This window comes from Azotobacter armeniacus, from assembly GCF_054779355.1.
Genome location: NZ_BAAGYK010000100.1, coordinates 1 through 7,740 on the forward strand (window position 1 = coordinate 1; position 7,740 = coordinate 7,740).

A 7,740-nucleotide genomic window follows, 5' to 3' on the forward strand; every position below is an offset into this window, starting at 1 on the left:
AGATAGTCCAGGCGGGCCAGGAAGCGCTGCAGGGTGGTCTCGTCGAGCTCCTGGCCCGGCACATGGCGGCGCAGGTGCTCGGCGATGGTGGCCAGATGGCGACTCTCCTCGCCGGCGTCGCGAGCCAGGGCGAGAAACCGCGTGTCGGCGCACAGCAGGCCGGCGCGGTCCAGTTGGTAGAGAGCAGGGAACAGCTTGCGCAAGGCCAGGTCACCCAGGGCTCCGAAGAGGGCGAAGGTGCAAGGCTCGACAGAGGAAGTAGTAGCCATGATGCTTGTTCTTTTTGCAAAATAAGGCGCAATAAAACCATCAATGAATCGATTCATCAACAGCTAATGTAGTTATAAAAACAAATTTTATAGTAAAAGAGATTCAACCGGGCCGCCTGCTGCCATGACCCATTGTCACGAGGAGCCCAGGATGCCCACGCCATCGACAAGGACACGCAGCTTTGCATGTCCCTCGCCGAGCGCCCCTGCAATACCGGCACCCGCTTTCACAACCATCTCTACGAGGCGCTCGGCCTGAACTACGCCTACAAGGCGCTCACCACCCAGGAACTGCCCGCCGCCATCGACGGCTGCGCCATCTCGATGCCGTTCGAGGAGGCCTGCATTACACTGCTCGATGAACTCGCCCCCTCCGCGACAGTCATCCGACTCGGCGAACACCATCGTCAACGACCAGGGCCGGCTGAAGAGCTACAACACCGACTTCCTCGCCGTCGCGCAGCTGCTCGAAAGCCATGGGGTATCGCCTCGCCCGAGCTTCGCCCTGCACGGCAGCGGCAGGGCAAAGGCCGTGACCTATTCGCGCCATAGCTGAGCGCGGCAGGGCAAGTTGTAGGCCGGGAAACGGCCGCAGGCCTTTCCCACCAGCGGCACGGCCATGGAGGAAAATCGCTGCGCGAGTTTCCCCTACGTCTGGTCCGAGGGGACTAGGTGAAAAGGCTTAGTTTCCCTCGAACTGCGGCGGACGCTTTTCCTTGAGCGCCCGCAGGCCTTCCTGAAAATCCGCGGAGGCCGAACAGCGCCGCACGTCCGCGGCCACGGCCTCACGATCCAGCGTGCCGCGGGCGACCGCATTCAGATGGCGCTTCATCCCCGCCACCGCCAGCGGGGCCAGTGCCGCCAGGTTCGCGACCAACTCCCCCGCGGCCTCAACCAGCTGCTCGGGACTGTCGTACAGGTGGGTGAGCAGGCCGGTCTCCAGCATGCCCCGCGCATCGAGCCTCTCGCAAGCGAGGATCAACCGCTTGGCAGCGTTCAGCCCGAGACGCGACACATAGCGCTGGAACAGCCCGCCATAGAGATGCAGACCGAAGCGCGCCGCCGGCATGAGCATTTCTGCCGCCGGGCCACCAAGGCGGAAATCGCAGGCCAGCAGGATATCCGTGGCACCGCCGAAGACGCCGCCCTGCACCTCGGCGATAGTCAGCGGACGGAGGTTCTCCAGGGCATCGGCTACCGCCTCGAAGCGCCCGCCGTCGCCGGCCGCGGCCAGGTCGTCGAAGCTGTAGCCGGCGCAGAAATGCCGCCCCGACGCACGCAGCAGCACGACCCGCACCTGCGGCGCGGCCTCGATGCGCGCCAGGCAGTCCAGCAGCGCCGCCAGATCCGCCTCCTCCAGGCGGTTGGCCTTGTCCGGCCGCTGCAGGCGCAGGGTCGCCAGGACGCCGGAAATTTCCAGTGAAGGGATGCTGCCACTCATGGATCACTCCTGACCGAACCAATCGATCCGGCCATTCTCAAGCTGCCCCGCGCCGCCCTCAAGCCGTCAATGGTCGCCCATGCGCCCCCATCCGGCTTGCCGTGCGGCCGTTCTTGAGCGAACGTCCGCAGCAGGACCACAGCCACGCAACGGAGCGCCCATGAATTCCGCCGACCGCCTCAAGGACTACCAGAGCACCCGCCTGCAGGCGATGCGCTCGCTGTTCGAGATCGTCGAGCAGTCCAGCGAGGGCACGGTGATCGTCGACCGTGACGCACGCATCGTCTGGATCAACGAACGCTATGCCCGGCGCTTCGGCCTCGCCGACTCGACACAGGCTCTCGGCCAACCGGTGGAGAACGTCATCCCCGGCAGCCTGCTGCGCGAGGTGGCGCATACCGGCCAGCCGATCCTGCTGGACATGCTGGCGACGCCGAAGGACCCGCTGGTGGTCATGCGCCTGCCGATCCGCGACGAGGACGGCCGCCCGATCGGCGCCATCGGCTTCGCCCTGTTCGACGAACTGAAGAGCCTCTCGCCACTGGTCAGCCATTACCTGAACATGCAGGAGGAGCTGGCCTCGACCCGCTCCCTGCTGCAAGCGCGCCAGGCCCGCTACAGCTTCGCCCAGTTCATCGGCACCAGCGCCCCGGCCCTGGAGGTCAAGCGCCGTGCCCGCCGCGGCGCGGCCAGCGAGGCACCCGTGCTGCTACTCGGCGAGACCGGCACCGGCAAGGAGCTGCTGGCCCACGCCATCCATGCCGCCTCGCCGCGCTCGCACAAGCCCTTCGTCAGCCTGAACATGGCGGCCATCCCGGAAACCCTGCTGGAGGCGGAATTCTTCGGCACCGCACCGGGCGCCTTCACTGGCGCCAGCCGCAAGGCGCGGCCCGGCAAGTTCCAGATCGCCCAGGGCGGCACCCTGTTCCTCGACGAGATCGGCGACATGCCCCTGCACCTGCAGGGCAAGCTCCTGCGGGTGCTGCAGGAGAAGGAGTTCGAGCCGGTCGGCTCCAATGAGATCCTGTTCAGCGACGTGCGCCTGATCGCCGCCACCTCCTGCAATCTGGAAGCCGCCGTACGCCAGGGCAGCTTCCGCGCCGACCTCTACTACCGCCTGAACGTGCTGCCGATCCGCCTTCCGCCGCTGCGCGAGCGCCCGGACGACGTGCCGGCGCTGTGCGAAACCATCCTCGATCAGCTCGGCAGCGACCACGAACTGAGCCCCGCCGCCCTCGCCCTGCTCGCCCGCCACCCCTGGCCGGGCAACATCCGCGAGCTGCGCAACCTGCTGGAGCGCGCCATCCTGCTCAACGACGGGACGCAACTGGACGAGGACATGCTGGCCGCCGCCCTGGGGCCGCAGCCATCCCTCGCCCCAGCCGCGTCACCGGGTTTCCCCGCTGCCGGCGAAAGCTACCGGCAGGCCATGCAGCGCTTCGAGCGCGAACTGCTGGAAAACGCCCTGGCGAGCGCCGGCAATGCCCTGGAGGCCGCACGGCGCCTGGGCCTCAGCCGCTCCACCCTGTACCGCCGACTGGCTATCCTGGGCATTTCTTCCCGATAATGGGAAAAAATCCTATAAATAGGAATTATATATTTTTATGGCAATTCAGCCTTGTAGCCCGGAGGACCATCACTTTCTTCCCAACTATGGGAAAAACCTGCCGGACAGCACCAGGCGCCACGAGAAAAACCCTTTCAAATCAGCAAGCTGAACAAATGGCACAGAATTCGCCATGAAAAACTCTGCGGCCTTCCGCGATTCAATAAGAACAATACCCCTGCCGTGACGCGCCCTTAGCGCAAGCCATTGACGGCTTCCCGCTCGCCACCGGCAGGCTCAAGGAGATTTTCGATGAGCGTCATCGTCGCCCTCGCGGCCCTGGCCCTGCTCATGCTGGCCGCCTACCGCGGCTACAGCGTGATCCTCTTCGCCCCCATCGCTGCCCTCGGTGCGGTACTGCTGACTGAACCCGCCGCCGTGGCGCCCGTTTTCAGCGGGATTTTCATGGAAAAAATGGTCGGCTTCATCAAGCTGTACTTCCCGGTGTTCCTGCTCGGCGCGGTGTTCGGCAAGCTGATCGAACTGTCCGGCTTCTCCCGCTCCATCGTCAGCGCCGCCATTCGCCTGCTCGGCACCCGCCAGGCAATGCTGGTGATCGTGCTGGTCTGCGCCCTGCTCACCTACGGCGGAGTATCGCTGTTCGTGGTGGTGTTCGCAGTCTATCCGTTCGCCGCCGAGATGTTCCGCCAGAGCGACATCCCCAAGCGGCTGATCCCGGCGACCATCGCCTTGGGCGCCTTCTCCTTCACCATGACCGCGCTGCCAGGCACGCCCCAGATCCAGAACATCATTCCCGGCGCCTTCTTCAATACCAACGCCTGGGCCGCCCCCTGGCTGGGCCTGATCGGCGCCCTGTTCATCTTCGGCGCCGGCATGCTTTACCTCAAGCGTCAGCTGCACAAGGCCCAGCGCGCCGGCGAGGGCTACGGCACAACACTGCGCAACGAGCCGGAAACCGCCAAGGACCTACGCCTGCCCAACCCCTGGCTGGCGCTCTCGCCGCTGCTGCTGGTGGGCGTGTCGAATCTGGTGCTGACCCGCCTGATTCCGTCCTGGTACGGCATCAATCACAGTCTGCAACTGACCGGCATGCCGGCCCCGCTGGTGACGGACGTGCCCAAGCTGACCGCCATCTGGGCGGTCGAGGGTGCGCTGCTGCTGGGCATCCTGCTGGTGCTGGCGAGCAGCTTCCGCACGGTTCACGCCAGGCTCGCCGAAGGCACCCGGACGGCCGTCGGTGGCGCCCTGCTGGCGGCGATGAATACTGCTTCCGAATATGGCTTCGGCGGCGTGATCGCCTCGCTGCCCGGCTTCATGGTCGTGGCCGATGCACTCGAGGCCATCCCCAACCCTCTGATCAACGAGGCCATCACCGTGAACCTGCTGGCGGGCATCACCGGCTCCGCCTCGGGCGGCATGAGCATCGCCCTGGCAGCCATGTCCGATACTTTCATTGCCGCCGCCAACGCCGCGCAGATTCCCCTGGAGGTGCTGCACCGGGTGGCCTCCATGGCCAGCGGCGGCATGGACACCCTGCCGCACAACGGCGCAGTGATCACCCTGCTGGCGGTCACCGGACTGACCCATCGCGAGGCCTACAAGGACATCTTCGGGATCACGCTGATCGCAACCCTCGCCGTGTTCTTCATCATCGGCGTGTTCTACGCCACCGGCCTGGTCTGACCCACACAGGAGACAGCTCCATGACAATCCTCAGCGGCAAGACCGCCCTGATCACCGGCTCCACCAGCGGCATAGGCCTGGGCATCGCCCACTGCCTCGCCGCCGCCGGCGCCAACCTGGTACTCAACGGCTTCGGTGACGTGGCCCAGGCACTGGACGCGGTGCGCCAGCACGGCAGCGAAGCGCGCCACCACCCGGCGGATATGTCCAAGCCGGAGGAAATCGCCGCGATGATCGCCTTCGCCGAAGGCGAGTTCGGCACCGTCGACATCCTCGTCAACAACGCAGGCATCCAGCATGTGGCGCCGGTCGAGGAGTTCCCGCCGGAGCGCTGGGACAGCGTCCTCGCCATCAACCTCTCCTCGGCCTTCCATACCACCCGCCTGGCCTTGCCGGGCATGCGCCGGCGCAATTGGGGGCGGATCGTCAACATCGCCTCGGTGCACGGCCTGGTCGGCTCGGCGCAGAAGTCCGCCTACGTCGCCGCCAAGCACGGCCTGCTCGGCCTGACCAAGGTGGTCGCCCTGGAAACCGCGCAGACTCCCATCACCTGCAACGCGATCTGCCCCGGCTGGGTGCTGACGCCGCTGGTACAGCAGCAGATCGACGCCCGCGCCCAGGCCAGCGGCGACATCGTCGGTGCCCGCCACGATCTGCTGGCCGAGAAGCAGCCGTCGCTGGAGTTCGTCACCCCCGAGCAGCTCGGCGCCCTGGTGCTGTTCCTCTGCAGCGAGTCCGCCAGCCAGGTGCGCGGCGCGGCCTGGAACATGGACGGCGGCTGGGCGGCGCAATGATGCATACCACCACCGACGACCGGAAAACGACTAGGAATTGGCCGATGTTCGCCAAAGCCACCCAGCTCTGCGTGCTGCTGGTGCAGCGTTACCTGCCCTCGCCCTTCGTCTTCTCCGCCCTGCTCACCCTGCTGGTGCTGGTCGCCGGCATGCTCTCCACCGGGCAGAGCCTGCCGGCCATGGTCAGGCACTGGAACAGCGGCTTCTGGACCCTGCTGGCCTTCGCCATGCAGATGGCGCTGATCTTTGTCACCGGCCATGCGCTGGCCAACGCGCCGGCGGTCAGCCGCCAGCTCGACCGCCTGGCCGGCCTGGCGCACACCCCCGGCCAGGCGGTGGTGCTGGTCACCCTGGTGGCGCTGGCCGGCTGCTGGCTCAACTGGGGCTTCGGCCTGGTGGTCGGCGCGGTGTTCGCCCAGGCGCTGGCGCGGCGGGTCGCGGGGGTCGACTATCCGCTGCTGGTAGCCGCCGCCTATTCCGGCTTCCTGGTCTGGCACGGCGGGCTGTCCGGTTCGATTCCGCTGGCCATGGCCACCGCTGGGGCGGATCTGGGGCGTCTTACCGGAGGGGTGGTGACCGAGCCGATCGACATCGCCACTATGCTGTTCCGCCCCTTCAACCTGGCGATCATCGCCGCGCTGGTGATCGGCCTGCCGCTGCTCAACCGCGCCATGCACCCGCACAACGGCGCCCGGGTGGCCGACCCGGCGTTGCTCGCCGAGGCACGCCCGGAACCGCCGCGCCGCGATACCCCGGCGCAACGCCTGGACGACAGCCGCCTGCTCGGTCTGGCCCTGGTCGGCATGGCACTGGTGTATTTCGTCGGCCACTTCGCCAGCCAGGGTTTCGCCCTCGGCCTCAACGTGGTGATCGCCCTGTTCCTGTTCGCCGGCCTGCTGCTGCACGGCACCCCGGAGCGCTACATGCGCGCCATGAACGAGAGCGTGCGTGGCATCGGCGGCATTGTCCTGCTGTTTCCCTTCTACGCCGGGATCATGGGCATGATGATGGGCGCCAACGGCGACGGCGTGTCCCTCGGCCGGCAGATCAGCGAGGCCTTCGTCGCCTGGTCCAGCGCCGATACCTTCCCGCTGCTGGCCTTCCTCAGCGGCGGTGTGGTCAACATCTTCGTGCCCTCCGGCGGCGGCCAGTGGGCGGTGCAGGGGCCGATCATGCTGCCGGCCGGCCAGGCCCTCGGCGTCGCCCCGGAAGTCACCGCCATGGCCATCGCCTGGGGCGACGCCTGGACCAACATGATCCAGCCGTTCTGGGCCCTGCCGCTGCTCGGCATCGTCGGCCTGGGTGCGCGCGACATCATGGGCTATTGCTTGATCATGCTGCTCTACTCCGGGGCGGTGATCTGTACGGCCTTCTATTTCTTGACCTGATCCGCGCTCCTGAGGGCAGTCCCACAACCAGCAGAGAGGTATCCATGAACAAGCTCTATCCCAGCGCCCATGCCGCCCTCGACGGGCTGGTGGAGGACGGTATGACCCTCGCTGTCGGCGGCTTCGGCCTGTGCGGCATCCCCGAGGCACTGATCGCTGCCCTGCGCGACTCCGGCAAGAAGGACCTCACCGCCATCAGCAATAACGCCGGCGTCGACGACTTCGGCCTCGGCCTGCTGCTCGCCACCCGGCAAGTCCGCAAGATGATTTCCTCCTACGTCGGCGAGAACAAGGAGTTCGAGCGCCAGTACCTGGCCGGCGAGCTGGAGCTGGAGTTCACCCCCCAGGGCACCCTGGCCGAGAAGCTGCGCGCCGGCGGCGCCGGCATTCCGGCGTTCTATACGAAAACCGGCTACGGCACCCTGGTCGCCGAAGGCAAGGAAACCCGCCAGTTCGACGGCGAGTGGTACGTCATGGAGAAGTCCCTGACCGCTGACCTGGCGCTGGTCAAGGCCTGGAAGGCGGACCAGGCCGGCAACCTGCTGTTCAGAAAGACCGCGCGCAACTTCAACCCCCTGGCGGCGATGGCCGGGCGGGT

6 protein-coding genes and 2 pseudogenes are annotated in these 7,740 nt (G+C 66.7%); 6 read left to right on the forward strand and 2 right to left on the reverse strand.

Translation table 11 applies throughout. From position 1 onward, the window contains the following. Positions 1-269, reverse strand: a pseudogene (locus tag ACYVD0_RS13360) (glucose-6-phosphate dehydrogenase); the annotation flags it as partial. Positions 270-455: 186 nt separating this feature from the next. Here ACYVD0_RS13360 and ACYVD0_RS13365 point away from each other — a divergent pair. Then, positions 456-804, forward strand: a pseudogene (locus ACYVD0_RS13365) (shikimate 5-dehydrogenase); the annotation flags it as partial. A 147-nt stretch (positions 805-951) separates the two neighbouring features. Here the strand turns inward: ACYVD0_RS13365 and ACYVD0_RS13370 are convergent. After that, positions 952-1,710, reverse strand: coding sequence for an enoyl-CoA hydratase/isomerase family protein (locus ACYVD0_RS13370; protein WP_460427254.1), 759 nt, complete (start codon positions 1,708-1,710; stop codon positions 952-954). 160 nt (positions 1,711-1,870) lie between these two features. Here ACYVD0_RS13370 and ACYVD0_RS13375 point away from each other — a divergent pair, with 160 nt between their 5' ends. From ACYVD0_RS13375 to ACYVD0_RS13395, 5 genes are all read left to right on the forward strand, one after another. Then, a complete protein-coding gene (locus tag ACYVD0_RS13375) occupies positions 1,871-3,277 on the forward strand; it encodes a sigma-54 interaction domain-containing protein (RefSeq protein ID WP_460427255.1) in 1,407 nt (468 codons plus the stop codon). Positions 3,278-3,568: 291 nt separating this feature from the next. After that, positions 3,569-4,960 (forward strand): GntP family permease, encoded by a 1,392-nt coding sequence (locus ACYVD0_RS13380; RefSeq protein ID WP_460427256.1) that lies wholly within the window; start codon positions 3,569-3,571, stop codon positions 4,958-4,960. 20 nt (positions 4,961-4,980) lie between these two features. Continuing rightward, positions 4,981-5,754, forward strand: a complete 774-nt coding sequence (locus ACYVD0_RS13385) for a 3-hydroxybutyrate dehydrogenase (protein WP_460427257.1) — start codon at positions 4,981-4,983, stop codon at positions 5,752-5,754. 44 nt (positions 5,755-5,798) lie between these two features. Further along, the gene (locus ACYVD0_RS13390; RefSeq protein WP_460427258.1) at positions 5,799-7,142 is read left to right on the forward strand and encodes a short-chain fatty acid transporter; all 1,344 of its coding nucleotides are present in this window, start codon (positions 5,799-5,801) and stop codon (positions 7,140-7,142) included. 44 nt (positions 7,143-7,186) lie between these two features. After that, on the forward strand, positions 7,187-7,740 hold a 554-nt coding region (locus ACYVD0_RS13395), incomplete at its 3' end, for a CoA transferase subunit A (protein WP_460427259.1).

What these genes read in the sequence shown, in the direction of transcription:
- ACYVD0_RS13375 (WP_460427255.1), top strand. Translation starts at nt 1,871, where the DNA reads ATGAATTCCGCCGACCGCCTCAAGGACTACCAGAGCACCCGCCTGCAG.
- ACYVD0_RS13390 (WP_460427258.1), top strand. Translation starts at nt 5,799, where the DNA reads ATGTTCGCCAAAGCCACCCAGCTCTGCGTGCTGCTGGTGCAGCGTTAC.
- ACYVD0_RS13385 (WP_460427257.1), top strand. Translation starts at nt 4,981, where the DNA reads ATGACAATCCTCAGCGGCAAGACCGCCCTGATCACCGGCTCCACCAGC.
- ACYVD0_RS13380 (WP_460427256.1), top strand. Translation starts at nt 3,569, where the DNA reads ATGAGCGTCATCGTCGCCCTCGCGGCCCTGGCCCTGCTCATGCTGGCC.
- ACYVD0_RS13370 (WP_460427254.1), bottom strand. Translation starts at nt 1,710, where the DNA reads ATGAGTGGCAGCATCCCTTCACTGGAAATTTCCGGCGTCCTGGCGACC.